The sequence below is a fragment of the Pseudomonas orientalis genome (assembly GCF_002934065.1).
GTDB lineage: Bacteria > Pseudomonadota > Gammaproteobacteria > Pseudomonadales > Pseudomonadaceae > Aquipseudomonas > Aquipseudomonas orientalis_A.
Window position 1 is genome coordinate 2,621,321 of sequence record NZ_CP018049.1, and the last position, 25,269, is coordinate 2,646,589.

Below are 25,269 nucleotides of genomic sequence, written 5' to 3' on the forward strand. Positions count from 1 at the left end.
CGCATCGTGGTTGCGGTTTGGCGCTGCAGAGTTGTGTGCCTATGCTGGGTGGGTTTGAGAACCATTAGTTTTTTACCCCAGTGGAGCCACCTGATGCCAGACAGCGTGTCACGCCTCGTCTACCGGGCACCTGTTCCAGAAGACCTGGAGCGGTTATTCGCCATTTTCGGCGATCCCCAGACCAACCTGTTCAATCCTGCCGGCCCCATGGCCGGTATCGAGGACGCCCGGCGCCTGCTGGGCCGATGGATCGAGCAATGGTCCAGCGAGGGCTACGGCTGGTGGGCGATTGCGCGGCGTGAGAGCCCCGAGCAGATCATCGGTTTCGGCGGCATTGCACCGCTCGACTATCTGACCGTGCGGCGCATCAACCTCGGTTATCGATTCGCTGTGGAAGCCTGGGGGCAGGGCTATGCCACCGAGGTCGGACGCGATGCCTTGGCATTGGCGTTCGACACACTGGGTCTGCCGGAAGTGTTTGGCCTGGTACGACCGGATCATGCGGCGTCAATCCGGGTACTGGAAAAAATCGGCATGCAGCCGTTCGGTCTGCTGGACGATGTGCCCGGTCAAGCCCCCAGTTTGGTATTTAGCGCCTGTCATCCTACAACTGGCCCTGCCTGACATTCCATCCTCTCCTGTAGACCCTGGCTGTCTTTAATCTTTCAGATTGACACCGTCAGAACAGCCCGATATAAAAGTCGCAGTTGTACGACGACATATGACGTTACATATGTCCTACCTAACAAAAATAAAAAGTGATGCCATGAATCTGAACGAGCCCATCAGTGCCCATCGTGTCGGCCAGGCGGTCGGCAGCTATCGCTGGACGATCTGCGCGATGCTGTTTTTTGCCACGACCGTCAACTACCTCGACCGTCAGGTGCTCAGCCTGCTGGCGCCGCAGTTGTCGACGCAATTTGGCTGGAGCAATACCGATTACGCCAACATCGCGGCGGTGTTCCAGTTTGTCTACGCGATTTCCATGCTGTTCGCCGGGCGCTTTGTCGACAGGATCGGCACCAAGGCCGCTTACATCGTGGCAATCGGCATCTGGTCCACCGGCGCGATCATGCATGCGTTCTCGGTGCAAATGGGTGAGGGCATTGCGGCCGTCAGCACGGCCATCGGCCTGGCGGTGATTCCGGTGTCGATTGCCGGGTTCATGCTGTCACGCGCGGTGCTGGCGATTGGCGAGGCGGGCAACTTTCCCATCGCGATCAAGGCCACGGCCGAGTATTTCCCCAAGAAAGAACGCTCCTTTGCCACCGGCATCTTCAACTCGGGGGCCAACGTGGGCGCGATTCTGGCACCGATCTGTGTGCCCTTGATCGCCGGTATGTGGGGCTGGGAAGCGGCCTTCATGGTAATCGGCATGCTGGGTTTCGTGTGGGTGGCGGTCTGGGCTGCCGTGTACGAGAAACCGGAGCAGCAAAAGCGTCTGTCGGCCGAAGAGCTGGCCTACATCCGCAGTGATCAGACCGTACAACCGTTCGCGCAAGCCCCTGCGGGCACAACCGCGAAAAAAGTCTCATGGTTCAAGTTGCTGACCTATCGCCAGACCTGGGCCTTTGCCTTCGGCAAGTTCATGACCGACGGCGTGTGGTGGTTCTTCCTGTTCTGGCTGCCCACGTTCCTGTCGGCGCAGTACGGCATGAAGGGCGCCGATATCGTGATGCCGCTGGCCGTGCTGTACAGCATGACCATGGTCGGCAGCATCGGTGGCGGCTGGTTTCCCAGCTATTTCATGGCGCGGGGCGATGCGCCCTATGACGGCCGCATGAAAGCCATGCTGGTGATCGCGCTGTTCCCGCTGGTGGTGTTGCTGGCGCAACCGCTGGGCTACATCAGCTTCTGGGTTCCGGTCTTGCTGATCGGCGTGGGGGCCTCGGCGCACCAGGCGTGGTCGTGCAATATTTTCACCACGGTGTCGGACATGTTCCCGCAGAAGACCGTCGCGTCGGTGGTCGGTATCGGCGGCATGGCCGGCGGCCTGGGCGGTGTGGTGATGACCAAGATCGGCGGCTGGGTCTTTGACTACTACAAGTCCGTCAATGACATCCACACCGGCTACATGATCATGTTCGCAATCTGTGCCCTGGCGTACCTGGTGGCGTGGAGCGTGATGAAGGCGCTGGTGCCGCGCCACAAGGAAATCACTGATCTGTAGCGCTGCCTGGAAACGTTTCATCGGCCAGAATGATCCGAACTGACATCACTACGCCGAGCAGCACTGCGGCCAGGCCTGCTGTTTCCATGGGGGTCGGCCAACGCTGATGAAACCAGAGGCCGAGCAGCGTGGCAAACAAGGACTCTAGGGCAATCAATTGACCACTGAGCACCATGGGCAGGCGCCGCGTTGCCGCATTCCAGGCCCAGGCACCGACGACGGTGGACATCACGGCAATCACCAGGCTCCAGGCATACAGCGCCCATGCCTGGCTCCAGCCAGCGCCCAGGGTTGGCAAGCGCAACAGGCCCGTCGCGTATGTCCATGGGAGGATCAACAGCGCTGCGACGCCTGCGCCCGTCAGCATCAGGGCGGTCCACAAGCCTGTCACGTTGGCGGGCAGGTGCGCCATCTGCTTCTGGTTGATCACGCTGAAGCCCAACCATAAGGCTACCGCGCCCAAGGAAAAAAACAGCCCGGCCAGCCAGGATTGGCGGCTTAGCGAGGCCTGGTGGAGGCTGCTGATATTGGTCAGCAACAGCCCCACCGTGATACAGCCCAATGGCATCACCAATAGGCGCCAGCGCAGGGTCTTATGGCCGGCATTGCCGATCAGCGCCAGCAGCACCGGGACCATTCCTACAAAAGCCGGCGTCAATACCGGGCCGCCGAATATCACGCCCGCAGCGATGCATACGCCATAACCCAGGCAGCCCCATGCGCCCAGCACTGCCGCGAGCAGGCATTGGCCGGGGCTCAGCGCACGCAGTTGCGCGCGGCACAGGATTACCCCGGCTACCCCCAATCCACCTGCCATCAGGAAGCGCACGCTCATCAGGTCGTAGACGCTGTAGGCGCCCGTGACATAGGGCGCAATGAAATTCAGCGCCCAGCCGAGCGTGGCGACGATGGCGAATATCACGCCGGCAACTAAAGAGGTGTGGGTAGTGCGCATCAGGCGGGTCCATGAAGTGATGGGGTCCATGGTGCCCAGCCACGCGGGTGTGCTACAAACGAGTTCTCGGTCCTGAGTACATAACCTGAGATTATGAATCTACTTGGAAAAACCCTACCGCCTCTTGCCAGTCTGTTGCCGTTTGAAGCCGCAGCGCGCCTGGAAAGTTTTTCCCGGGCGGCCGATGAGTTGCACATCACCCAGGCGGCTGTCAGCCGGCAGATACGCGGCCTGGAAGACAATCTGGGGGTAAAGCTGTTTTGCCGACGCAACCGTGCAGTGTTCCTGACTCAAGAGGGGCGCGAGTTGGGGCGGGTGGTCAGCCTTGCGTTGCAAAGCATCAGTGAGGGCGCGGCCAGCCTGAGGGCGTCCCCGCGGCGCAATCGGGTGGTGCTGCTGTGTCAGCTGTGCGAGGCGTTTTATTGGTTGATGCCGCGTTTGGCGACGTTCCACCAGCAATACCCGCAGATTGAAATCCAAGTGGTGACCTGCACGCGGCCGATCACGCAGTTCAATGACCCTTTCGATGTCGCCCTGCAAAGTACCCGGCGCGCCAGTGGCGCCCATGCGCTGATGTTTACCGCCTCCGATGAAGTGTTCCCGGTGTGCAGTCCCGCTTACCTGTGCCCGGAACAACCGCTGGCGCTGGCTGAATTGTCGACCTGCACGTTTTTGCACCACAGCAGCGAACCTCCGCATCTGATGGAGTGGGATGAGTGGCTGAAGGTGTTCGGCCAGTCATTGGCCCGTGATGCGCGCGGCATCACGTTCGACAGCTACCCACTGATGTTGCAGGCCGCTGTGGAAGGGCACGGTATCGCCATGGGCTGGCGTCGTACCGCAAGCAGGCTGATAGAAAGTGGGGCATTGGTCAGGCCCTGTGCCGAAAGCGTATTTTTGCCAGAGGCTATTTCGGTATACAGGCAGCAAGGGGCAGGTAATCGGGATGAGGTCGTGGCATTGCTGGCCTGGCTCGAGGCGCAGTTGCAGAGTGACGGCTGACAGGGGCGCGATGGTTAATGCCAGTCAGTTAAGCGTACACCGCCCTCTGTAGGAGCGAGCTTGCTCGCGAAGAACGTCTAGGATATCGCGTATTTTCTGAATGAACGCGGTGCCTGTGAGTTTTTCGCGAGCAAGCTCGCTCCTACAAAAAGCCTTAACTGACTGGCATTAGGCGCGATGGCCCCTGTCAGTCCCTTTTATTGATTGCGCGTAACGCGCCACACCGTGTTGGCCAAATCATCGGCGATGATCAGCGCACCTTTCGGATCGACTGTCACGCCCACCGGACGCCCACGGGTCTTGCCGTCGTCACCGCGAAAGCCGGTGGCGAAGTCGACCGGCTCGCCGGCCGGTTTGCCGTTGCTGAACGGCACGAAGATCACCTTGTAGCCCACCGGATTGTCGCGGTTCCAGCTGCCGTGTTCGCCAACGAATACGCCGTCGGCGAATTTTTCGCCCATGGCCGGGATGGAGAAATCCACGCCGAGTGCGGCTACGTGAGAACCCAGGCTGTAATCCGGCTTGACCGCCGAGGCGACCTTGGCCGGGTTCTGCGGTTGCGCACGAGGGTCGACGTTCTGGCCCCAGTAGCTGTAGGGCCAGCCGTAGAAGGCGCCCTCGCGTACCGAGCTGAGGTAGTCCGGCACCAGGTCCGGGCCCAGTTCATCGCGCTCGTTGACCACGGTCCACAACTGCCCCGAGCCCGGCTGGATGGTCAGTGCCGTCGGGTTGCGCAGGCCGGTTGCGTAGGGCCTGTGCGCGCCTGTTGCGGCATCGATCTGCCAGACCATTGCGCGGTCGATTTCCACTTCCATGCCGCGCTCGGTGATGTTGCTGTTGGAGCCGATCCCGACGTAGAGCTGGCGTCCGTCCTCGCTCACGGCCAGGGATTTGGTCCAGTGATGATTGATCTGCGCCGGCAGGTCGGTGACTTTGGTCGGGGCGCCGCTGGCCTTTGTCTGGCCGTCGGCGTAGTCGAAGCGCACCAGCGCATCCTGGTTGGCCACGTACAGTTTGCCGTCGGCGTACGCCAGGCCATAGGGCGCGTTGAGGTTGTCGGCGAACACGGTCTTGAGTTCGTAGGTGCCGTCGCCGTCAGCGTCGCGCAACAGGGTGATGCGGTTGCCGCTCTTGACCTTGGTATTGCCCTCGGCCTTGATCAGGCTGGCGATCACGTCCTTGGGCTTGAGCTTGGCCGCACTGCCGCCACGGCCTTCGGCAACGAGGATATCGCCGTTGGGCAGGACCAGGGTCTGGCGCGGGATGGCCAGGTCGGTGGCGATGGCGGTGATGCTGTAACCCTGCGGCACCTTGGGCTTCTGATCGCCCCAGGCGGCAGGCTCGGCGATCTTCATGCTCGGCAGCAGGCTGCTTTGTTGCGCCGGTAGCTTGGGGTCGGGGCCGTGGGCCTGGGTCTTGTCGCCTTCGCCGCCGCAGGCAGTCAGCAACAGCGCTGCGCTTAACAGGGTCAATGTGCGCGTGGTTTTCATTGGGCAGCTCCCGAACGCAGGTTAGTCAGGCCGATCCATGTCGCCAGCATCGCCAGCAGCGTGACGACCACCGACAGCACCAGGCCGGTCGGCATCATGGCGTAGGCATCCTTGGCATGCTGGAAGGCATTGATCAGCCCCAGCACCCAGGCGGCCAGCAACAGGAGAAAGTAGGCCGCAGGGCGCCCGGCCTTGCGGTCGGCGCGCAGCAGATTGACCAGCGCGAACAACAGGGCAAATCCACTGAACACCAACGCACCGGCGATCAGCCAGGAGGCGAAGTTGGCCCATTGAATCTGGTAGGTCTGGCCGTAGGCAATGTCACTGAGCAGAGCGCCCAGGAACAGCGGCACGCTGCCGGCGAGCAAGGTCGCATGCAGCGGGCCGGGCGTGCAGCGATAGGTGGGGAGGGTAGTCATGGGCGGTGCAGCTCCTTATCGTTCGGCACGCCTGGCGGCAGGCGTGCGATGATTTTGCATAGGAAATGAGCGTGGCGCGTGTGAGAAAGTTCACTGACGGTTCGTGTCCGAATGTTTATCGAACCAGTCGGCGTAGGGGGTGTTCGCCACCTTGTAGCGATTGAAGTCGGGGCTGCCATCCGCCCACCACACCGGCCCGCGCTCACCGAGTGCGACCTTGGCGCGCTGCACTTCATCGCGCGCGTGCCTGAGCTGCCTTGAGTCACCACCTGCCTTGGCCGCCTTGACGGCCCGACGCGCAACCATCAACGCATTCACCCAGCGCTGGCGTTCGGGCTCATCCAGCGCCGGATTTGTGCGCCGCCAGAGTCGGCCCTTGAGCACGAAATAGCGGCCATCCGGGGTGTCAATCATGGTGCCAGCGCAGCACCCGCAGCACGCCCCACATCATAGACATCACAATAGCCAGCCAACCAGCGAACAGGCTGAAAAGTGTCATTGCAAGGTTCATAACCACCTCTCTAACGTCGTTGTTGCGATGTTGTCCTGCAATAAGTGACCCCGCTCTGCGTGCAGGATTCAACCGAATTGACCGAATGAACCCCCGCCGGCATTCATCGCCTAAGCCTCTATAATCTTCCCGATTGCATATCACCAGGCGCTCCCATGACCCACCCCCGCATCGGCTTTGCATGCCAATACAAGCATCCCGAACGACTCCCCTCCGCCAGCGCCCTGAAGCTGATCGAAGGTCCATTCAATCCGCGTACCACCACGCTGCGCTGGATGGACAGCGTCGCGCCGCAGGTGGCGCGGGACAAACTGGTCGAGGTGGTCACGCACAACCTCGCCGCGCAACTGCGCCTGCTGGCTTACGTCGCCGAACTGCCGCCGACCTTGCGCATGTTGCGCCTGAGCAGCGATCTGTTGCCGTTCTACAGTCATCCGAAAGTCGCTGGGCACTATCAGGACCCCGCCATCCAGCGTCAGTTGCAGGAGGGCTTTGCCGCCATCGGCGAGCTGGCGCGGGCCTCGGATATCCGCCTGTCGTTTCATCCTGGCCAGTACTGTGTGCTGGGCTCGGAAAACCCCGGTGTGGTGGAAAACAGCCTGGCCGAGTTCGAATACCACGCCGACATGATCCGCATGATGGGCTACGGCCGCCGCTTCCAGGACCTCAAGTGCAACGTGCATATCGCCGGTCGCCTGGGTGTGGCCGGAACCCGCGCAGTGTGGGCGCGCCTGTCCGAAGTGGCGCGTAACTGCATCACCTTCGAGAATGACGAGAAGACTTACGGCCTGGACCATTGCCTGCAAGTCGCCGACCTGGCGCCGGTGGTGCTGGATATTCACCATTGCTGGATCAACGAGGACGAGTACATCGACCCCGACTCGCCCCGCGTCGCCAGGGTGATCGACAGCTGGCGCGGCGTGCGCCCGACCCTGCATTACTCCCAGCCTCAGGAAAGCCTGCAAGAACTGGGGTTCGATGCCGAGCACAAACTGGAAATGACGGCCCTGTTGAAAGTGGTCTCCAAGCGCGACCTCTACGGCCACAGCGCGCAAATGTGGAACCGCTGGACCAACGACTACGCGCTGCAGTTTCTGGATCGCTTCGACATCATGCTCGAAGCCAAGGACAAGAACGTCGCGGCCCTGGCGTTCCATGGGTATTGGCAGAGCCAATCGGCGTGAAAGATGGCATGCTTCACGGCCTGACAAAAGGAACCGTCCCATGGCTACCCTGCACCTGCTCTGCGGCAAGATCGCGTCCGGCAAATCCACCCTTGCCGGCCGCCTTGCCACCGATCACGCCGCTGTCCTGCTCAGCGAAGACCACTGGCTTGCTACGCTGTATCCCGGCCAGATCCAGACGATTGCCGATTACCTGACTTGTGCCCGGCAGATTCGCGGCGTGGTGGGGCCGCTGGTGATCGACTTGCTGGTATCAGGCGTCAATGTGGTGCTGGATTTTCCGGCCAATACCCTGGCCAATCGCGAATGGCTGCTCGGCCTGGCCCAGGCCGCCCAGGCAGCGCATTGCCTGCATTACCTGGAACTGGATGACGCTGCCTGCCGTGCGCGACTGCACGCGCGCAACGCCAGCGGCGCGCATGATTTCGCCGCCACCGATGCCGAATTCGACCTGATTACTCGCCACTTTTGTGTGCCAAGTGAGGAGGAGGGGTTGGTAATCGAGGTGCATCGGCTGTGAGCGCTGAGCGTCCTATCGGTGTTGACGCCAACGGCTATGTTGTCAGCGTCAGCGCCGTCCCCGTGCAGCCCGAGTTCGAGTCTTTACTGGCGGATGTGCTGGCCACGCTTTCGCAGCCCGCATTCGGGCTGGATGGCATCTACCTTTACGGCAGTGTCGCCCGGGGTGATGCCAGTGCCGAAGCGTCCGACCTCGATCTCACCCTGGTCCTGCGTGATCCGCCCCAGGCCGCGGTGCTCGAACAACTCGAGCTGGCGCGGCTGGCGCTGGAGCAACGGCATTCCTGCGTCACCAAAATCGATTTCGACATCGGCCATCGCGCGCAGGTATTGGCGCCGGAGAACCACAATCGCTGGGGCTTCTGGCTCAAGCATCAGTGCCGATGCGTGTGGGGCGATGACCTCGGTTTGCGGTTCGAGCCATTCCGGCCAAGCCGAGACATCGCCCTGGCGCTCAACGGTGATTTTGCGCAGGTGTTGTCCCGCTATCGCGTGACTATCCTGCACGCCGCGAACACATCACAGCGCCTGCGCTTGCAGCGCGAAGCCGCGCGCAAGTTAATCCGTTCCACACATACGCTGCGTTCACCCGACGTACTGATGTGGCCCCAGACGCTGGAGGAGCATGTGGCGCTGTTCACCCAGCGTTATCCAGGCAGGGTCGCGCAAATCGCATATTTTCTCTTTGAGGCCAGAAACCCGAGCGCCGAGGGCGCGGCATTTTTGCAGCGGCTTGAGGCTTTTGTTGAGTGGATGGCTGCGCAGCCGGGATAAACCAGGAATGGGACAGCTGCGCCGTCCAGCACGAGCAAGCTCCATCGCCACCGTGACAGTCGTAATCAGAAAGGAATCAATCAAATGCGCGAGCGCAAGGCAGCACGCCTATTGGTAATAAGTCCCTTGAACGAGGTACTGCTGTTCAGGTTCGTGCATAAGGAAGGCGCCTTGGCTGGTCGAAACTACTGGGCCACGCCGGGCGGAGGCGTTGAAGCGGGCGAAACCTTCGAGGCTGCAGCGATTCGCGAGCTGCGCGAGGAAACCGGCCTTACGGTCAGCCGTGTTCAATCTCATGTAGCAGAACGCACCTTCCCCTTGATGCTGCCGAGTGGCGAAACGGTGCGGGCCATCGAGCGATATTTCGTGGTGCATGCGACGAGTGAGGCGGTCTCCAATGCCGACTGGACTGAACAGGAAGCCTTGGTCATGGCCGATCACCGCTGGTGGTCAGCTCAGGCGCTTCGTTCGACTCATGACACTGTATGGCCGCAAGGGTTGGTTGAGCTGCTGATAGATGCCGGGGTTTTTCACGCTGGGCCTTGAGTGATTGATGCCTGGCAACCCGTCACGCCGGCAGCAACCCCGCCTCCTGATAGCTCTCGACCAGTTCATCAAACAAACCGATATCCGCGCGCGTGCGCGCAATTAACTGTGCGCCGGCGATGGCGGTGTAGATCGCACGGGCGCGGCGCTGGCAGTTGTCTGCATCGCCCAGTTCCAGCTCAGTGAGGCGTGCGGCCAGCCAAGCCACGTTGATATCGGCGAACGTGACGATTTCTTTTTTAACGGCATCGGGCAAGTCCTGGTATTCGGCCGCCATAAAGCTGGACAGGCACAGCCGGTTGCCGTTTTCGAGTGAGGTCCGAAAAATGCCTGGGTAGCGCCGCAGGCTGTCGCGCGGGTCAGGGGTTTCGCGGTGGATCGCTTCGAGCACGCCGGCGGTGTCTTCCCAATAGCGTTTGGCGACCGCCGCGCCAAGCTCGGCCTTGCTGGGGAAGTGGTAATAGATACTGGCGTTCTTGATCCCCACCGTTTCGCCGATGCTGCGAAAGTTGATGCCGCTGTAGCCGAAATGCTGCGCGGCGATTTTGGCGGCTTCCAGAATGGCTTCCCGGGCGTTTTCGCTCACGTATTGAGTCCTCGGTGGTGGGTGACAGCGTGGATTCTACGCGTAAATTATTTTACCTGCCAACTGACAGGTAGTGGTTGACAGCGGCGGATAAAGCTAGCAATCTTTACCTACCACTTGACAGGTAGGCAGCTAAATCATGACTTCTCAATACACACATTCCGATAGCGTCCAAGACCCGGCGCTTAAAATTTACGACTGGTATAACGGGCCTTACCCGGCGCGTGTCCGCATCGCCCTGGCCGAAAAAGGGCTGCTGGCACACACCGAATTCGTCTCCATCAATCTCTGGGAAGGCAAGCACAAACAGCCGGCTTTCCTGGCCCTGAACTACTCCGGAACCTTGCCGGTGCTGGCCTTGCAGGACGGCACCCTGATCGCCGAGTGCACCGCCATCACCCAATACCTCGACGTGTTGGACGCCAACCCGTTGCTCACCGGCAAGACGCCCAAGGAGCAAGGCCTCATCCATATGATGACGCGGCGCGCGGAAATCGAGTTGATGGATGCGGTCAGCGTTTATTTCCATCACGCCACACCGGGGCTGGGGCCTGAGGTCGAGCTGTACCAGAACGCTGAATGGGGCGAGCGTATGGGGGACAAGGCGGTAAGGGGCATGCGCCACTTCGACGCTATCCTTAAAACCCGGCCGTTCGTGGCGGGCGAGGCGTTTTCGATGGCCGACATTGCCCTTCTGGGCGGTCTGATTTTTGCTTCGTTGGTCAAGCTGCCCGTGCCTGCCGAATGTGAGGCGCTGCATGCCTGGCATGCCCGGATGAACGAGCGCGCCAGCGTCAAGACTTGGCGAGCAATGGTGCAGGAGGGCGATCTGCAAAACTGAAAAAACTGCCTATACGCTGAGGGCCTGCCAACGGAAGGTGGGCCGCTATGCGTTGCAGAACAGCGATTTGTTCGATGCAGCCAGCATTTGCCTTTACACTGCGGGCCCCGATTTTCAGCAAGGATGCTTTGAATGCGTTCGCTCGTCAGCGCCGTATGCCTGTTCATGATCTTTTCGGCCGTTGCCCTGGCTGAGCCGCGTTCGTTTTCGCTCAACGACCCCAGCGGTCACTACCTGGTGGAAGTCCTGTTCCCCGACGCGCCCCAAGACCTGCAACAACTGGCGCCGGCACTGATTACCCTGCGCGACAAAACCACCCTCGACATCCTGCAGCAGTTGCACACCCCGGCCGGCAATCTGCCGCTGGACCAGAACGGCAAGACCGATGCCTATCGTTTGATGGGGCAGTACGGCTTGCTGTACTTCGTGGATATCGACGCCGATGGCCGCCAGGATATGGCGATCCGCAACGGCAGCAGCGACGATGACGACAGTCAGTACCACTACGATGTCTACCTGCAGGACCCGCAGCAAACCCAATGGCGGCGCAACGGCCCGTTGTCGGAACTGGCCAACGAAACCTTCGGCGGCATGTTTTCGGTGACCCCGAGCGACGGCATTATCCATTCCCAATCCGACCGAGGCTGCTGCTGGACCCGTGCCAGTCGCTTGCAGATGCGCGACGGCCACTTGGTGCGGCTCAGCGCCTACACCCAGGAGCAGGTCCCGCCCACCGAATTTGGCGAGAACTCCAGCATGCCCAGCGGCTATATGCTGCGCACCACCGGCGAATGGAAAGACGGCCAGTGGGTGGAGACTCCACGGCTTGAAGGGCCTGTCAACGAAGACCCGCAGTACCTGGTCGGTACGCTCAACGGCAAGATCCCGGTGCAGATCTGGTATCAGCAGCAGGGCGCAGTGCTGATTGGCGAGCTGCGTTATACCAAAAGCGGCAGCGGCAACCCGATCAAGCTGGTGGGTGACCAGGACGAGTACGATGGCAAGCCGTTTGTCTACCTGCACGAGTATGCCGATGACGGCCATCAAACCGGCATCTGGCGCATCACCCGGCAGACCGTTGCACCTTATCTCTACAGTGGCACCTGGGTCAGCGACGCCAAGGGCAGCCCGCGCGAACTGGCCATCGACCTGCGCTCCGATGACCGCGAACCGGAATACAAGAAACTCGGCGATGTGCCCCGCGACCAGCGCAGCGGCCATTACCAGATGCGCGATGACTACCTGGGCCGCGACGGTGACCTAAACCTGAATATCCTGCCCGAGCGCGACGCGCAGGGCCGGGAAATCGCCGAATTGAGCATAACGCTCAAGGACGCCGGCACCGCCAATGTGATCATCACGGCGCAGCACCGGGTGCCGATGGAAACCGACAACCTGATCATCGTGCGCGAACCTCTGGCGCCCAAATCCAACGGGCCGTATCACATCCAACTGGTGAAGAACTTTGCCGTGATCAATCACAACTCGGCGCCGGACGCGCAGGATTATCTGACCGGGATGTACCGCAGGCAGCCGCGCTGAAGCCCGATAACCTGAGACACGGGTGATTGCCCACCTGCGCACGGAACCGCTACCCTCGGTTTTGACCTTCCAGCCACCGACCGTAACAGTGAGTCACGGTCTGCACCGAATCAGGACGATGAACGACTATTCTCTGAAGCTTGCCAACTACTGGCGAAACTCGTTGGCCGACGCGGAAAACGGCAATGGCGCCTTGTCTCCCAGCCATGTCAAAACCTACTCGGTCGTACCTCTGACCGCATTGGCTGCCGGGTGTGTGCCGGTCGAGCAGGTGGACCTTCTGTTCGCCGACGAACCGCCGCAGCGGCTCCACGTAGATGTCACGCTACGCCCCTTTGTGTACGCCTCGCGCAAGGAACACCGCATGGCGCGCAGAGGGCTGCCGGCCTTTATCACACCGATCATTTGCCGGGTGTCCGTCACCCGTGACGGTCTCATCTATCCAACCGGGCCCACGCTGGTCCCCCGCGATATTCTGGAGCCGTTGGACCGCGACAATTTCACCATCGGCGCCCAACATGACTTGGACAGGTTTTTAACCGCGCACGACGCGCCGCAGTTCGAAGTGCCAGCCCCTAGCGCAGAGGTGCAGCCAGACGACTATCGCGACAAGTGGCTCACCTACCTGCGCTACTGCAAGACGATGTTCCAAACGGTGTGCAACGCCTGGAATGGCGCGGATGATGGTTTCGACCCGGCCAGCTATTGCTACGTGTTCAAGGAGCAGAAGGCCGACGGCTTCAGTCGCAATATCGTTGCGCTTTACGATCACCTGCGCCTTGGCAAACCTGAGGCGCCGTTGTTCGAGCGGTTTGCGCAACGTGAACCCACGCCCGATGAGGCCTGCCTTGCGGCCAACAGCCTGTTCGCCGGGCGAGGCGGGCATGCCGGTGACGAATACGCGCTGGCGCCGGCCCAGCGCGACAGCCTTGCGCACCTGCTGGCGGGCGACACCGGGGATATCCTTGCGGTCAACGGGCCGCCGGGCACCGGCAAGACTACGTTGCTATTGTCGGTGGTCGCGTCGCTTTGGGCCAGGGCCGCAGCCGAGGGCGGCGAGCCGCCGGTGATCGTCGCCAGCTCTACCAACAATCAGGCGGTCACCAACATCATCAAGGCCTTCGGTAAGGACTTCTCGGAAGGTACCGGGCCCTTTGCAGGGCGCTGGCTTCCCGATATCAGCAGCTTTGGCGCCTACTTTCCGAAGGCCTCGGCGGAAGCGCAAATGGCCCGCACCTACCAGACCAAGAGCTTTTACCTGGCGCTGGAGACGCAGGACTATGTCGATAAAGCGCAGCAAGCTTATCTGGAATGCGCCGCCATCGCTTTTGCGGGACAGTCGCAGCTCACGCTCAAGGGCACCGTAGACGCGCTTCAGGCCCGGATTCGCCTGCGCCTGCAGCAGCTCAGTGATATCGAGCAGGGGTGGGCCCGATTGCGGGTGGCGCGCGACGCCATCAAGGCCTTGCTGGGCGATGATCCACAGGCGGCGGTCACGGCTCTTGCAGCGCAATTGCGAGCGCAGTCCGAGCAACTGGAGAATTCCAAGGCACGCCTGAAAGACTTCAGGCATTACCTGGCCCATGAGTCATTGCTGTATACGCTGTTCGGCTGGTTCGGCCCGATTGCCGCCAAGCGCCTGCGCCTGGCCAGACTGCACATTGATGAGGCTGACGCACCGCTGCAGGACGCTACCGATGTGCATGACATAGAGCGCCGGTTGACCGCCGCGGTGGCGCATCACGCACAACGCCTGAAAACCCTCGAAACCCAGCGCGAACGTGTGGAGCAAGTGCTGCGTGACGAACAGCGTGAACTGTTGAACTGGCAGGCGGTGATTGGCCGGTTACCCCAGGCAGCCGGCAAGCCCGCCGCCCAGGTGACCCTGGAAGACTGCGACGGTTGGGCGGACACCTCGTTGCGCTTCGAGACGTTCCTGCTGACCACGCATTACTGGGAGGGGCGGTGGCTGCTGGAAGTCATCGACGAGCTGCCGCTGATTCTCAAAAGCCGCAATAAAACCGGCCGCAAGACGCTGGAGAAAAACTGGCGCCGCTGGATGAAGCTCACGCCCTGCGTCGTCGCGACGTTTTACCGGCTGCCCGCAGAGCTGTCTTGCCAGCGCCACGATGGCAATGGACTGGTCGGCGATTACGCGCTGAACTTCATCGACCTGCTGATCGTGGACGAAGCCGGTCAGGTACTGCCCGAGGTGGCGGCGCCGTCGTTCGCCCTGGCGCGCCAAGCGCTGGTAATTGGCGACACCCAGCAGATCGAACCCATCTGGTCGGTGCTGCCTGCGGTGGATATCGGCAATCTGCTCGCCGCCGGCCTGTTGTCGCGCAGCCGCGTGGACGACGAGTACGAGGCCTTTTGTGACAGCGGCCGCAGCGCCGCAAGTGGCAGCGTCATGGCGATTGCGCAGTCCACCAGCCGCTATCATTACGACCGCGACCTGGCGCGCGGCCTTTACTTGTACGAACACCGTCGTTGTTACGACTCGATCATCGATTACTGCAACGCGCTCTGCTACAAGGGCAAGCTGCAACCACGGCGGGGCGCCAAACCCGAGGGCGGACTGCCGGGGCTGGGTTACTTGCATATCGACGGAATCTGCCAGCAGAAGCAGGGCGGCAGCCGCCATAACCTGCTGGAAGCCCAGACCATCGCGGCGTGGATCAAGGCCCATGAACAGCAGCTCACCCAGCGCTACGGCAAGGAACTCTGGGAAATCCTCGGAGTGATCACGCCGTTCGGCGCCCAGACCCAGGCAATCACTGACGCGTGCAGCGCATTGGGTATTCGTACCGGCAAAGGCGACGGTGAACTCACCGTTGGTACCGTGCACTCTTTCCAGGGCGCCGAACGGCCGGTGGTGATTTTTTCCGCAGTCTACTCCAAGCACGCCGACGGTCCTTTTATCGACCGCCGCGACAGCATGCTGAACGTAGCCGTTTCCCGCGCCAAAGACAGTTTCCTGGTGTTCGGTGACATGGACCTGTTCAGCCAGATACCCGCCAGCAAGCCGCGCGGGAGGCTGGCGCAGTACCTGCTGAACAGTCCGGAAAATGAGCTCAGATTCGATTTCCAACCCAGGGCGGATTTGCTCACGGTGCGCACCGGCTTGAGCCACCTGCATGAATTTGCCGAGCATGATCGGTTCCTGTTGCAAACCCTGGAAACCGCACGCCAGCAAGTGCAGATTGTCACGCCATGGGTCAAGTTGCGCGGGATGCGCGAAAGCGGTGCCCTGGATGCAATGGGCGACACTGTGCAGCGAGGCGTGCCGGTGACGGTCTATACCGACCTGCGTTTCAACACCGAAGGTAACCCGTCCAAGGCCGTTCATTTCCAGGATGCGATTGCAGCACTGAAACACCATGCAGTGCAGGTGCAGGTGGTCAACAAGGTACACAGCAAACTGGTAATGGCCGATGAAGAGCTGCTGTGTGTCGGTTCATTCAATTGGCTGAGCGCTGCACGCTCGGGCGATTTTGTGCACCATGAAACGTCCATGGTCTACCACGGGCCGGACGTCAGCAGCGAGCTGGCGATCAACCGCAAGAGCCTGGCGCAACGCCTGAGCTCAAGCCAGCCCTAGCCTGACGCAACGCGATGGCAGCGGCCGCAGGCTGTTGGCATTGCGCTACCGATCAGCAGCCCATGCGCAAAACCCTGCGACTTCCCGGTGAAAATCTTCATAATGGCGGCCATTTTGTTTAGCCCGTTATTCTGGTGTGCCCGCATGGAAATTAAGGTCAACTTTCTCGACAACCTTCGGCTTGAAGCCAAGTTCGATGATTTCACGGTGATTGCCGACCAGCCGATTCGCTACAAGGGCGACGGTTCGGCGCCGGGGCCATTCGATTATTTCCTGGCTTCGTCGGCGTTGTGTGCGGCGTACTTCGTGAAGCTGTACTGCGCCACGCGCAATATTCCCACCGAGAATATTCGCCTGTCGCAGAACAACATCGTCGACCCGGAAAACCGCTACAACCAGATCTTCAAGATCCAGGTCGAGCTGCCGGCGGACATTTCCGACAAGGACCGCCAGGGCATCCTGCGTTCCATCGACCGTTGCACCGTGAAAAAAGTAGTGCAGGCCGGACCGGAGTTTGTGATCGAGCAAGTGGACAACCTCGACGCCGACGCCCAGGCGTTGTTGATGCCGAACTCGACGTCGGAGGCGGGCACTTACATCGCCGGCAAAGACCTGCCGCTGGAGCAGACCATTGCCAATATGTCGGCGATCCTCGCGCGCCTGGGCATGAAGATCGAGATCGCCTCGTGGCGCAATATCGTGCCCAATGTCTGGTCGCTGCATGTGCGCGATGCCCACTCGCCGATGTGTTTCACCAACGGCAAGGGCGCGACCAAGGAGGGCGCGCTGGCGTCGGCACTGGGCGAGTTTATCGAGCGGCTCAACTGCAACTTCTTCTACAACGATCAGTTCTGGGGCGAAGAGCTGGCCAATGCACCGTTCGTGCATTACCCGGATGAGCGCTGGTTCCAGCCGGGCCCGAACGACGAACTGCCGAGCGAGATCCTCGACGCCTACTGCCGCAAGGTCTACGACCGCGAAGGCGAGCTGCGCGGTTCGCACCTGTTCGACACCAACTCGGGTAACGAAGCGCGGGGCATTGTCTCGCTGCCGTTTGTGCGTCAGTCCGATGGCGAGGTGGTGTATTTCCCCTCCAACCTGATCGAAAACCTCTACCTGAGCAACGGCATGAGCGCCGGCAACACCTTGGCCGAAGCCCAGGTGCAGTGCCTGTCGGAGATTTTCGAGCGGGCGGTGAAGCGCGAAATCATCGAAGGCGAGTTTGCCCTGCCGGACGTACCCGCCGACGTGTTGGCCAAATACCCTGGCATCCTCGCCGGTATTGAAGGCCTGGAGGCCCAGGGCTTCCCGGTGCTGGTCAAGGATGCGTCCCTGGGCGGTGAATTCCCGGTGATGTGCGTGACCCTGATGAACCCGCGCACCGGCGGTGTATTCGCCTCGTTCGGCGCGCACCCAAGCTTTGAAGTGGCGCTGGAGCGCAGCCTCACCGAACTGCTGCAAGGTCGCAGTTTCGAAGGTTTGAACGACTTGCCGCAGCCGACCTTCGAAGGCCAGGCGGTCACCGAGCCGAACAACTTCGTCGAGCACTTTATCGACTCCAGCGGTGTGGTGTCGTGGCGCTTCTTCAGCGCCCGGTCGGACTACGAGTTCGTCGAGTGGGACTTCTCCGGCCATGGCGAAGACTCCAATGTCCAGGAGGCCGCGACGCTGTTCGGCATCCTGGAAGGCATGGGCAAAGAGTCGTACATGGCGGTTTACCAACACCTGGGCGCCACGGCCTGCCGCATCCTGGTGCCGGATTATTCGGAAATCTACCCGGTGGACGACCTGATCTGGGACAACACCAACAAGGCGCTGTTTTTCCGCGAAGACATCCTCAACCTGCACCGCCTTGATGAGGGCGCATTGCAGGCCTTGGTCGAGCGTCTGATCGAAAGCGAGCTGGACGACTACACCGACATCACCACCCTGATCGGCATCGAGTTCGACGACAACACCGCGTGGGGGCAACTGACCATCCTGGAATTGAAACTGCTGATCTTCCTGGCGTTGAAGCAGTATGAAGAGGCCAAGGAATGCGTGGAAATGTTCCTGCAGTACAACGACAACACCGTCGAGCGTGGGCTGTTCTACCAGGCGATGAATGCGGTGCTGGAAATGGAACTGGACGACGACCTGGAACTGGCCGACTACGAAGCCAACTTCCGGCGCATGTTCGGCAATGAGCGCATGGACGCAGTGATCGGCTCGGTCGAGGGCAGTGTGCGCTTCTACGGGCTGACACCGACCAGCATGAAGCTGGAAGGGCTGGACCGGCATTTGCGCTTGATCGACAGCTACAAGAAGCTGCACAGCGCACGGGCCAACATCACCCAGGCCTGATTAGCACAACCAATGTGGGAGGGGGCTTGCCCCCGATAGCGGTGGGTCAGTTGCCAACAAGCTGGCTGATACACCGCCATCGGGGGCAAGCCCCCTCCCACATTTGATCGATTTCTGACTTTAGATGTGTACCAGGGCCTGGGGCCAGATCTGCCCGCGCCGCCTAACCTCGGGCCGATTAGCACAACCAGTGTGGGAGGGGGCTTGCCCCCGATAGCGGTGGGTCAGCTGCCAACAAGCTGACTGATCCACCGCCATCGGGGGCCAGCCCCCTCCCACAGTTTGATTGGTGTTTGAAGTTAGATGTGTGGGCCTGTGGCCAGATCCGCCCGCGCCGCCTAACGTTAGCTGATTACCACAACCAATGTGGGAGGGGCTTGCCCCCGATAGCGGTGGGTCAGTTGCCAGTAAGCTGACTGACACACCGCCATCGGGAGCAAGCCCCCTCCCACATTTGATTGATGCCTGACTTTAGATGTGTGCCAGGGCTTGGGCCAAATCTGCGCGCAGATCTTCCACATCCTCAACCCCCACCGACAAACGCACCAACCCATCACCAATCCCCAACTGCGCCCGCGTCGCTGCCGGGATGCTCGCGTGGGTCATGATCGCCGGATGTTCGATCAGGCTTTCCACGCCACCCAGACTCTCGGCCAGGGCGAAGATTTTTACGTTTTCCAGAAAGCGTGTGGCGCCCGCCAGGTCGCTGTTCAGGTCCACCGAAATCATCCCGCCAAACCCGCGCATCTGCCGTTTGGCCAGATCGTGCTGCGGGTGGGATTTCAAGCCTGGGTAGTGCACCCGCGCCACCTGCGACTGCTGTTCCAGCCAGGTCGCCAGTTCCAGCGCGTTGCTGCAATGGCGCTCCATGCGCAGGGCCAGGGTTTTCACGCCGCGCAGGGTGAGGAATGCATCGAAGGGCCCGGCGATGGCGCCCACCGAATTTTGCAGAAAGCCCAGGCGTTCGGCCAATTCCGGGTTGTCGCCAACAACGGCGATGCCGCCGATCACGTCCGAGTGGCCGTTCAGGTACTTGGTGGTGGAGTGCACGACGATATCGCACCCCAGCTCCAGCGGGCGCTGGATCCACGGGCTGGCGAAGGTGTTGTCGGCCACGCACAGAATGCCGCGCGCACGGCACACGCGGGCAATGGCGCTGAGGTCGGTGAGGCTGAGCAGCGGGTTGCTCGGCGTTTCGACCCAGACCATGCGCGTGTCGTCTTGCAGCGCCGCTTCGAAGGCCGATAAATCACTCAGGTCTACGTAGCTGAACCGGTGGCCGGCGCTGCGCTGGCGCACCTTGTCGAACAGGCGGAAGCTGCCGCCGTACAGGTCATTGCCGGAGACGATGTGCGCACCGGCATCGAGCAACTCCAGCACCGTGGAAATCGCCGCCAGCCCCGAGGCAAACGCGAAGGCCTGAGTGCCGCCTTCAAGGTCGGCCACGCAACGCTCCAGCGCAAAGCGCGTGGGGTTGTGGGAGCGGCCGTAGTCGAAGCCTTTGTGCACGCCAGGGCTGTCTTGCAGGTAGGTGGAGTTGGCATAGATCGGCGGCATCAGCGCGCCCGTGGTCGGGTCGGGGGACTGTCCGGCATGGATCACACGGGTGGCGAACGCGCTTTTATCGGGCTGGCTCATGCAAGGGATCTCCGTAGATGGTTGAGCAGGTCGACGCGGGTGATCAGGCCATGGAAGCCCGAGGCGTCGGCAATAATGGCGACGAGGCCGCGATCCAGCTCCGCCTGCAGGTCCGCAAGGCTGGCACTGGGAGCCAGGGTGCGCGGGGTGCGGGTCATGGCGCTGGCCACGCTCATGGAAAAGTGCGCGGCGTCCTGATGCAGGCCCAGCAGCAGATCGGACTCATCGATAACGCCCGCCAGTTGCTTGCCGTCGATCAATACCGGCAGTTGCGAGACATCCGCCAGGCGCATGCGCTGGAAGGCGGTGAGCAGGGTATCGTCAGGGCTGACGCTGATCACCCGGCCATCTTCGAAGCGACGGGCGATCAGGTCGCGCAGGTCGCCGTACTGCTTGTACTGCAACAGCCCTGCGTCGTTCATCCATTGGTCGTTGTAGACCTTGGACAGGTAGCGCGTGCCGGTGTCGCACACGAACGTCACCACGCGCTTGGGCTCGGTTTGCTCGCGGCAATAGCGCAGCGCGGCGGCGAGCAGGGTACCGGTGGACGAACCGCCAAGAATGCCCTCGGCCTTGAGCAATTGGCGGGCATGGTCGAAGCTTTCTTCATCGCTGATGGAGTAGGCGTGGCGCACGCTGGACAGGTCGGCAATCGACGGAATGAAATCCTCGCCGATGCCCTCCACGGCCCAGGAACCCGGAGTTTCAAGCCGACCGCTGCGGCTGTACTCGGCCATCACCGAACCCACCGGATCGGCGAGCACCATGGCCAGTTCGGGCTGCACGCGCTTGAAAAAGCGGGTCAGGCCGGTGAGGGTGCCGGCCGAGCCGACGCCCACCACAATCGCATCGACATCATGCTGGGTCTGCGCCCAGATCTCCGGTGCGGTGCTGGTTTCATGGGCCAGCGGGTTGGCCGGGTTGTTGAACTGGTCGGCAAAGAACGAGCCCGGAATATCCTTGGCCAGGCGCGCGGCCACGTCCTGATAATACTCGGGATGGCCCTTGCCCACATCGGAACGGGTGATATGCACCTCGGCGCCCATGGCCTTGAGGTGCAGCACTTTTTCCGTGGACATCTTGTCCGGCACCACCAGCACCACCCGATAGCCCTTGGCCCGACCGACCAGCGCCAGGCCCAGGCCGGTGTTGCCGGCGGTGGCTTCGATAATGGTGCCGCCAGGGCACAGGCGGCCGTCGCGCTCGGCGGCGTCGATCATGGCCAGGCCGATACGGTCCTTGATGGAACCGCCGGGGTTTTGCGATTCAAGCTTGAGAAACAGCGTGCAAGGCCCGGTATCGAAGCGGCTGACCTTGACCAGCGGCGTGTTACCAATCAGTTCAAGTACGGCGGGGCGGGAGAGGGTAGGCATGTCGTCACCTGGGTTGCGGGATGGGCACAGGGCGGGGCACAGCAAATCACAGCATGGCTTGAAACATAGGCCGGTATCGCCAGGCTCGCAACCGGGCGGTCCGATGCATGACTTTTTTTGGCGCATGAGCGATGGGACAGCGCAAAATCGGGATTGCGATGCAGATCAACTGTGGGAGCGCACGAGCCTTGGCGAGGCCGCGATGGCGGCGGCACTGCTGGCATTCAGGTCACCTGACCCACCGCCATCGCGGCCTCGCCAAGGCTCGAGCGCTCCCACAAAGCCGGCGCGTGTTTTCTCACAACTGCTGGGCGATCGCGGCCTTGTCAATCACCGACCAGACGTGAGCAAATTTCCCGTCGACGCATTCATAGAACACGTTCTCGTCGAACACCACCGTCCTGCCATTGATCGGCAGGCCGAAAAATTCACCCCTGGGGCTGGCCCGAAAGTTCAGCCGACTGGCGACTGTCGGCGGGTCGGCAACCAGCAACTGAATGCGGAACACCAGGTCGGGAATTTCCCGGAAGTCCCGCTCCAGCATCGCCCGGTAACCCGCCAGGCCGACCGGGCTTGCGTTGTAGGTGACATCCGAATGGACAAAATCACCCAGGTGCCGCCAATCCTGGCGATTCAGACAATCGATATAGCGTTTGTAGAAGCTGGCGAGTTGGTCGCGGGTCATGGGCTACTCTCTTCGGTTAAACGCGCTCATCCACTATTGTCGGCAAATGGATGCCTGCGCAAGTGCGTGAACCCTTACGCCGCGAACGCCACCCCAACCCGAGCACCATCAGCAAACCCAGCCCTGCCATCAACGCACCGGCCAAAGAAATGGCCGGATAGCCGAGCCCGGCGTTGATCACCGCGCCGCCCACTGCCGCGCCAATCGCGTTGCCGAAATTGAAGGCACCGATATTCATTGCCGAGGCCAGGTTGGGTGCAGCTTTAGCCGCCTCCATCACGCGCATCTGCAACGGCGGCACCAGGGCAAAGCTGGCGGCGCCCCACAGCAGGATCGACAGCGCGGCAGGCAGCGGCCATTGCATCAGCACCGAGAAAGCCAGCAGCACGGCAATCAACACCACCAGCGACGTGATGAGCGTGCGGTCCACCGAGCGGTCCGCAGACTTGCCGCCCCAAACGTTGCCCAGGGTCAGCCCGATACCGAACAGCACGAGCATGCCAGTGACGAAGTTAGTCGACGCGTGGGTGACATCCCGCAAAATCGGCGCGATGTAAGTGAACACCGTGAACATCGCACTGGAACCCACCACCGTCAGCGCCAATGCCGCCAGCACCGGCCCGCGACCCAGCACACGAATCTCCGCCATCAGGCTGCCGCCTTTCGGCGCGGGCGCATTCGGCAATGCCCACCATAGCGCCGCCATCACCACCGCACCCAACCCGCTGATGCCCCAGAACGCGGTACGCCACCCAAAGTTCTCGCCAAACCAGGTTGCCAGGGGCACACCGCCAATGGTTGCCAGCGTCAGCCCCATGAACATCGCCGCGACCGCACCCGCGCGTTTTTCCGGCGCTACCACACTCGCCGCCACGATCGCGCCAATGCCGAAGAACGCCCCGTGATTGAGCGACGTCACCAGCCTGGCAATCATCAAGGTCTGGTAATTGGTCGCCAGCGCCGACAGCAAATTACCCAAGGTGAAAATCGCCATCAGCCCGATCAGCAGATAGCGGCGCGGCACCCTGGCCGTCGCCAGCGTCATGATCGGCGCACCGATCAGCACGCCCATGGCGTAGGCGCTCACCAACAGCCCGGCGGCGGGAATGGAAACGCCAAGATCGGCGGCAATACCGGGCAACATGCCCATGGGTGCAAACTCGGTGACCCCGATGCCAAAGGCACCGACGGACAACGCTACAAGGGGTGGATTGATACGCATGGGTGACTCCTCATCTGTGTGTCGAATGCTACAATCCAGGCTTTTCCAGCAGTAGCCCTCGATTGGGAACTACACCTTTGCGCAGGAGGCAAAAATGGACATGGGCGGCCGCTCAGGCGAGATGGAAGTGTTCACCCTGGTCGCCGAACACGGCAGCCTGTCCGGCGCGGCGCGCGCCCTGGGGCTGACGCCTTCGTCCATCAGCCGCATCATCACCCGCACCGAACAGCGCATCGGCACCCGGCTACTGCTGCGCACCACCCGCGCCATCACCTTCACCGCCGAAGGCGAAGCCTACCTGCGCGGCGCCCGGCGCATCCTCGCGGACATGGCCGAAGTCGAAGCCGCCATCACCGACCAGGGCGCCCCGCGCGGGCGCCTCAGGGTCAGTGCCGCGCTGGCCCATGGCCGGATGACCATCGTCCCACTGATCGCCGCCTTCAGCGTCCGCTATCCCGCCATCGTGGTCGACCTGATGCTCGGCGATGAAGTGGTGGACATCCTCGGCGGCCAGGCAGACGTGGCCATCCGCTTCGGCCCACTCCCCGACAGCCCCTTGACCGCCCGGCACATCGGCTCCACCGGCCAAGTCATCGTCGCTTCCCCGGACTACCTGGCCCGGCACGACACCCCGGTGACACCGCATGATCTACTTGAGCACAACTGCCTGCGCTTCAACTTCCGCCGGGCGGCTCCCGACTGGCCGTTTCGCATGGACGGGCGCGAGTTTTCGCTGAAGGTGGCGGGGACGATTGAGGGGAACAGCGGCGAGGCCTTGGCGCAATTGGCGAAGCTGGGGGCGGGGATTGCGCGGGTAGGGACGTTCAGCGTGGCGCAGGATCTTGAACGCGGCGACCTGGTGCCGTTGCTTGAGGCTTATAACCCGGGGGATGTGGAGCCGATTCATGCGGTGTTTGTGGGAGGCACGGCGATGCCGGCGCGGGTGAGGGCGTTTGTGGATTTTTTGGTGGAGCGGCATGGGGGTTGACGATATCCCTGGCTGTATCGCTTGGCGGATAGTTGGTATATGTCGGTAAGCTCGGGGGGCTATGGTGATCATTCGTGACGCCAGGACCGGCGAAGAACTGCGCAGTGAGAGTCCATATCACTGCCGTTGAACCATAAAAAAGGGATTTCCATGAGAACGATTCTGATCGCAGGCCTGGCCTTAGCCATGAGCGGCTGCGGCAACATTGCCAACATCCGTGCTTACTCCACGGCCTATGTTGAACCCGCCTCAGGTGATACCGCGCGCTTGCGCATCATCACCAATGGCATGGCGCGTGGCGTACCGAGCCGCGACTGCATCGACTGGCGCGTTCCCGGCGCCGGGGTGATGGCCGTTTCCGAATCCGGCTTTGCCGATCAAAATAATGGTCGCAGCCTGGGCATGCCCGAGAGCAAGCGCCGTGTGCAAGGGCAAGCGCTGGCGCGTACCGAGTTGAAAGTGCCGGCGGACAAACCTTTCGCCATGAACTTCCAGAGTGAAGGCTACGCCTCCGGCGGCTATTCCTATAGTTGCCGGCAGAGCTTTCGCTTCACCCCGAAGGTGGGTGAGGACTATGAGCTGATCCTGTTGGAGAGTGGCCAGTGCCTGGTCGCGTTGCAACGCTTGAATGCAACGGGGAAACCTGAAAACGAGACTGTTGAGAAGGCAGGGCTTTGTAGAGCGCTGGATGTTTTTTAGTTCAGTACGCCTGTGCATTTCGAAATCACTGCGCTGCCATAGGCTACTTTTATGACTCAGTATTAGTGCGATGCAGCTGGATCATTTTTCAATAAGAGTCGTGTTCGCTGCCATTCATTCCAGCAGTCTTCGGCAACTAAATCCCGGAAACCCCGTTCGCGCTCCATAGCTAGGGCGACAT

22 protein-coding genes are annotated in these 25,269 nt (G+C 61.6%); 13 read left to right on the forward strand and 9 right to left on the reverse strand.

The window, feature by feature from the left end:
- The first annotated feature begins 93 nt into the window (after window positions 1-93).
- Together BOP93_RS11715 and BOP93_RS11720 are read left to right on the forward strand one after the other, a co-directional pair.
- Window positions 94-624 (forward strand): GNAT family N-acetyltransferase, encoded by a 531-nt coding sequence (locus BOP93_RS11715; RefSeq protein WP_104502734.1) that lies wholly within the window; start codon window positions 94-96, stop codon window positions 622-624.
- 142 nt (window positions 625-766) lie between these two features.
- Complete coding sequence (locus BOP93_RS11720) at window positions 767-2,170, forward strand: MFS transporter (protein ID WP_104502735.1); 1,404 nt, start codon at window positions 767-769, stop codon at window positions 2,168-2,170.
- Here BOP93_RS11720 and BOP93_RS11725 read toward each other — a convergent pair.
- Window positions 2,157-3,125 carry a DMT family transporter gene (locus tag BOP93_RS11725; RefSeq protein ID WP_104502736.1) on the reverse strand — a complete coding sequence of 323 codons (969 nt, stop codon included), beginning with the start codon at window positions 3,123-3,125 and terminating at the stop codon, window positions 2,157-2,159. The genes BOP93_RS11720 and BOP93_RS11725 overlap by 14 nt on opposite strands.
- Before the next feature lie 93 nt (window positions 3,126-3,218).
- Here BOP93_RS11725 and BOP93_RS11730 point away from each other — a divergent pair, with 93 nt between their 5' ends.
- Complete coding sequence (locus BOP93_RS11730) at window positions 3,219-4,127, forward strand: LysR substrate-binding domain-containing protein (protein ID WP_104502737.1); 909 nt, start codon at window positions 3,219-3,221, stop codon at window positions 4,125-4,127.
- Window positions 4,128-4,324: 197 nt separating this feature from the next.
- Here the strand turns inward: BOP93_RS11730 and BOP93_RS11735 are convergent, their stop codons facing one another.
- The 3 genes from BOP93_RS11735 to BOP93_RS11745 all read right to left on the reverse strand — a co-directional run bounded on the left by BOP93_RS11735 (window position 4,325) and on the right by BOP93_RS11745 (window position 6,450).
- Window positions 4,325-5,617 carry a PQQ-dependent sugar dehydrogenase gene (locus tag BOP93_RS11735; RefSeq protein ID WP_104502738.1) on the reverse strand — a complete coding sequence of 431 codons (1,293 nt, stop codon included), beginning with the start codon at window positions 5,615-5,617 and terminating at the stop codon, window positions 4,325-4,327.
- Window positions 5,614-6,036 carry a DUF2231 domain-containing protein gene (locus tag BOP93_RS11740; RefSeq protein ID WP_104502739.1) on the reverse strand — a complete coding sequence of 141 codons (423 nt, stop codon included), beginning with the start codon at window positions 6,034-6,036 and terminating at the stop codon, window positions 5,614-5,616. The genes BOP93_RS11735 and BOP93_RS11740 overlap by 4 nt, the downstream gene beginning before the upstream one ends.
- 90 nt (window positions 6,037-6,126) lie before the next feature.
- Window positions 6,127-6,450, reverse strand: a complete 324-nt coding sequence (locus tag BOP93_RS11745; RefSeq protein ID WP_104502740.1) for a hypothetical protein — start codon at window positions 6,448-6,450, stop codon at window positions 6,127-6,129.
- A 252-nt stretch (window positions 6,451-6,702) separates the two neighbouring features.
- On the opposite strand from BOP93_RS11745, the gene BOP93_RS11750 reads away from it, so the two are divergent.
- The 4 genes from BOP93_RS11750 to BOP93_RS11765 all read left to right on the forward strand — a co-directional run bounded on the left by BOP93_RS11750 (window position 6,703) and on the right by BOP93_RS11765 (window position 9,570).
- Window positions 6,703-7,731, forward strand: coding sequence for a UV damage endonuclease UvsE (locus BOP93_RS11750; RefSeq protein WP_104502741.1), 1,029 nt, complete (start codon window positions 6,703-6,705; stop codon window positions 7,729-7,731).
- Between the two features lie 40 nt (window positions 7,732-7,771).
- Window positions 7,772-8,251: an AAA family ATPase gene (locus BOP93_RS11755; protein ID WP_104502742.1), complete on the forward strand. Its 480-nt coding sequence runs from the start codon at window positions 7,772-7,774 to the stop codon at window positions 8,249-8,251.
- Window positions 8,248-9,024: a nucleotidyltransferase domain-containing protein gene (locus BOP93_RS11760; protein WP_104502743.1), complete on the forward strand. Its 777-nt coding sequence runs from the start codon at window positions 8,248-8,250 to the stop codon at window positions 9,022-9,024. The genes BOP93_RS11755 and BOP93_RS11760 overlap by 4 nt, the downstream gene beginning before the upstream one ends.
- An 84-nt stretch (window positions 9,025-9,108) precedes the next feature.
- Window positions 9,109-9,570, forward strand: coding sequence for an NUDIX hydrolase (locus BOP93_RS11765; RefSeq protein ID WP_104502744.1), 462 nt, complete (start codon window positions 9,109-9,111; stop codon window positions 9,568-9,570).
- A gap of 22 nt (window positions 9,571-9,592) precedes the next feature.
- Here BOP93_RS11765 and BOP93_RS11770 read toward each other — a convergent pair whose 3' ends face one another.
- Window positions 9,593-10,156: a TetR/AcrR family transcriptional regulator gene (locus BOP93_RS11770; RefSeq protein WP_104502745.1), complete on the reverse strand. Its 564-nt coding sequence runs from the start codon at window positions 10,154-10,156 to the stop codon at window positions 9,593-9,595.
- A 139-nt stretch (window positions 10,157-10,295) separates the two neighbouring features.
- On the opposite strand from BOP93_RS11770, the gene BOP93_RS11775 reads away from it, so the two are divergent.
- From BOP93_RS11775 to BOP93_RS11790, 4 genes are all read left to right on the forward strand, one after another.
- Entirely contained in the window at window positions 10,296-10,997 is a 702-nt protein-coding gene (locus tag BOP93_RS11775; RefSeq protein ID WP_104502746.1) for a glutathione S-transferase, read from the forward strand.
- 132 nt (window positions 10,998-11,129) lie between these two features.
- Window positions 11,130-12,539, forward strand: coding sequence for an XAC2610-related protein (locus BOP93_RS11780; protein WP_104502747.1), 1,410 nt, complete (start codon window positions 11,130-11,132; stop codon window positions 12,537-12,539).
- Window positions 12,540-12,657: 118 nt separating this feature from the next.
- Entirely contained in the window at window positions 12,658-16,140 is a 3,483-nt protein-coding gene (locus BOP93_RS11785; protein ID WP_104502748.1) for an AAA domain-containing protein, read from the forward strand.
- Between the two features lie 144 nt (window positions 16,141-16,284).
- Entirely contained in the window at window positions 16,285-18,483 is a 2,199-nt protein-coding gene (locus tag BOP93_RS11790; RefSeq protein ID WP_104502749.1) for an OsmC domain/YcaO domain-containing protein, read from the forward strand.
- Window positions 18,484-18,954: 471 nt separating this feature from the next.
- Here the strand turns inward: BOP93_RS11790 and BOP93_RS11795 are convergent, their stop codons facing one another.
- The 4 genes from BOP93_RS11795 to BOP93_RS11810 all read right to left on the reverse strand — a co-directional run bounded on the left by BOP93_RS11795 (window position 18,955) and on the right by BOP93_RS11810 (window position 23,401).
- Window positions 18,955-20,121: a cystathionine gamma-synthase gene (locus BOP93_RS11795; protein ID WP_104502750.1), complete on the reverse strand. Its 1,167-nt coding sequence runs from the start codon at window positions 20,119-20,121 to the stop codon at window positions 18,955-18,957.
- Entirely contained in the window at window positions 20,118-21,494 is a 1,377-nt protein-coding gene (locus tag BOP93_RS11800) for a pyridoxal-phosphate dependent enzyme (RefSeq protein ID WP_104502751.1), read from the reverse strand. Before BOP93_RS11800 ends, BOP93_RS11795 begins: the two co-directional genes overlap by 4 nt.
- Window positions 21,495-21,792: 298 nt before the next feature.
- Entirely contained in the window at window positions 21,793-22,179 is a 387-nt protein-coding gene (locus BOP93_RS11805) for an ester cyclase (RefSeq protein ID WP_104502752.1), read from the reverse strand.
- A 16-nt stretch (window positions 22,180-22,195) separates the two neighbouring features.
- Window positions 22,196-23,401, reverse strand: a complete 1,206-nt coding sequence (locus tag BOP93_RS11810; RefSeq protein ID WP_104502753.1) for an MFS transporter — start codon at window positions 23,399-23,401, stop codon at window positions 22,196-22,198.
- A 94-nt stretch (window positions 23,402-23,495) separates the two neighbouring features.
- Here BOP93_RS11810 and BOP93_RS11815 point away from each other — a divergent pair, with 94 nt between their 5' ends.
- Window positions 23,496-24,389: a LysR family transcriptional regulator gene (locus BOP93_RS11815; RefSeq protein ID WP_104502754.1), complete on the forward strand. Its 894-nt coding sequence runs from the start codon at window positions 23,496-23,498 to the stop codon at window positions 24,387-24,389.
- 150 nt (window positions 24,390-24,539) lie between these two features.
- Window positions 24,540-25,088 (forward strand): hypothetical protein, encoded by a 549-nt coding sequence (locus BOP93_RS11820; RefSeq protein ID WP_104502755.1) that lies wholly within the window; start codon window positions 24,540-24,542, stop codon window positions 25,086-25,088.
- The last annotated feature ends 181 nt before the right edge of the window (window positions 25,089-25,269 follow it).

Bases quoted from the DNA above. Each gene is read 5' to 3' on its own strand.
- BOP93_RS11740 (WP_104502739.1), bottom strand. From the start codon at position 6,036: ATGACTACCCTCCCCACCTATCGCTGCACGCCCGGCCCGCTGCATGCG.
- BOP93_RS11790 (WP_104502749.1), top strand. From the start codon at position 16,285: ATGGAAATTAAGGTCAACTTTCTCGACAACCTTCGGCTTGAAGCCAAG.
- BOP93_RS11810 (WP_104502753.1), bottom strand. From the start codon at position 23,401: ATGCGTATCAATCCACCCCTTGTAGCGTTGTCCGTCGGTGCCTTTGGC.
- BOP93_RS11755 (WP_104502742.1), top strand. From the start codon at position 7,772: ATGGCTACCCTGCACCTGCTCTGCGGCAAGATCGCGTCCGGCAAATCC.
- BOP93_RS11725 (WP_104502736.1), bottom strand. From the start codon at position 3,125: ATGCGCACTACCCACACCTCTTTAGTTGCCGGCGTGATATTCGCCATC.
- BOP93_RS11735 (WP_104502738.1), bottom strand. From the start codon at position 5,617: ATGAAAACCACGCGCACATTGACCCTGTTAAGCGCAGCGCTGTTGCTG.
- BOP93_RS11795 (WP_104502750.1), bottom strand. From the start codon at position 20,121: ATGAGCCAGCCCGATAAAAGCGCGTTCGCCACCCGTGTGATCCATGCC.
- BOP93_RS11820 (WP_104502755.1), top strand. From the start codon at position 24,540: ATGAGAACGATTCTGATCGCAGGCCTGGCCTTAGCCATGAGCGGCTGC.
- BOP93_RS11780 (WP_104502747.1), top strand. From the start codon at position 11,130: ATGCGTTCGCTCGTCAGCGCCGTATGCCTGTTCATGATCTTTTCGGCC.
- BOP93_RS11775 (WP_104502746.1), top strand. From the start codon at position 10,296: ATGACTTCTCAATACACACATTCCGATAGCGTCCAAGACCCGGCGCTT.
- BOP93_RS11800 (WP_104502751.1), bottom strand. From the start codon at position 21,494: ATGCCTACCCTCTCCCGCCCCGCCGTACTTGAACTGATTGGTAACACG.
- BOP93_RS11715 (WP_104502734.1), top strand. From the start codon at position 94: ATGCCAGACAGCGTGTCACGCCTCGTCTACCGGGCACCTGTTCCAGAA.
- BOP93_RS11805 (WP_104502752.1), bottom strand. From the start codon at position 22,179: ATGACCCGCGACCAACTCGCCAGCTTCTACAAACGCTATATCGATTGT.
- BOP93_RS11785 (WP_104502748.1), top strand. From the start codon at position 12,658: ATGAACGACTATTCTCTGAAGCTTGCCAACTACTGGCGAAACTCGTTG.
- BOP93_RS11730 (WP_104502737.1), top strand. From the start codon at position 3,219: ATGAATCTACTTGGAAAAACCCTACCGCCTCTTGCCAGTCTGTTGCCG.
- BOP93_RS11745 (WP_104502740.1), bottom strand. From the start codon at position 6,450: ATGATTGACACCCCGGATGGCCGCTATTTCGTGCTCAAGGGCCGACTC.
- BOP93_RS11765 (WP_104502744.1), top strand. From the start codon at position 9,109: ATGCGCGAGCGCAAGGCAGCACGCCTATTGGTAATAAGTCCCTTGAAC.
- BOP93_RS11720 (WP_104502735.1), top strand. From the start codon at position 767: ATGAATCTGAACGAGCCCATCAGTGCCCATCGTGTCGGCCAGGCGGTC.
- BOP93_RS11750 (WP_104502741.1), top strand. From the start codon at position 6,703: ATGACCCACCCCCGCATCGGCTTTGCATGCCAATACAAGCATCCCGAA.
- BOP93_RS11815 (WP_104502754.1), top strand. From the start codon at position 23,496: ATGGACATGGGCGGCCGCTCAGGCGAGATGGAAGTGTTCACCCTGGTC.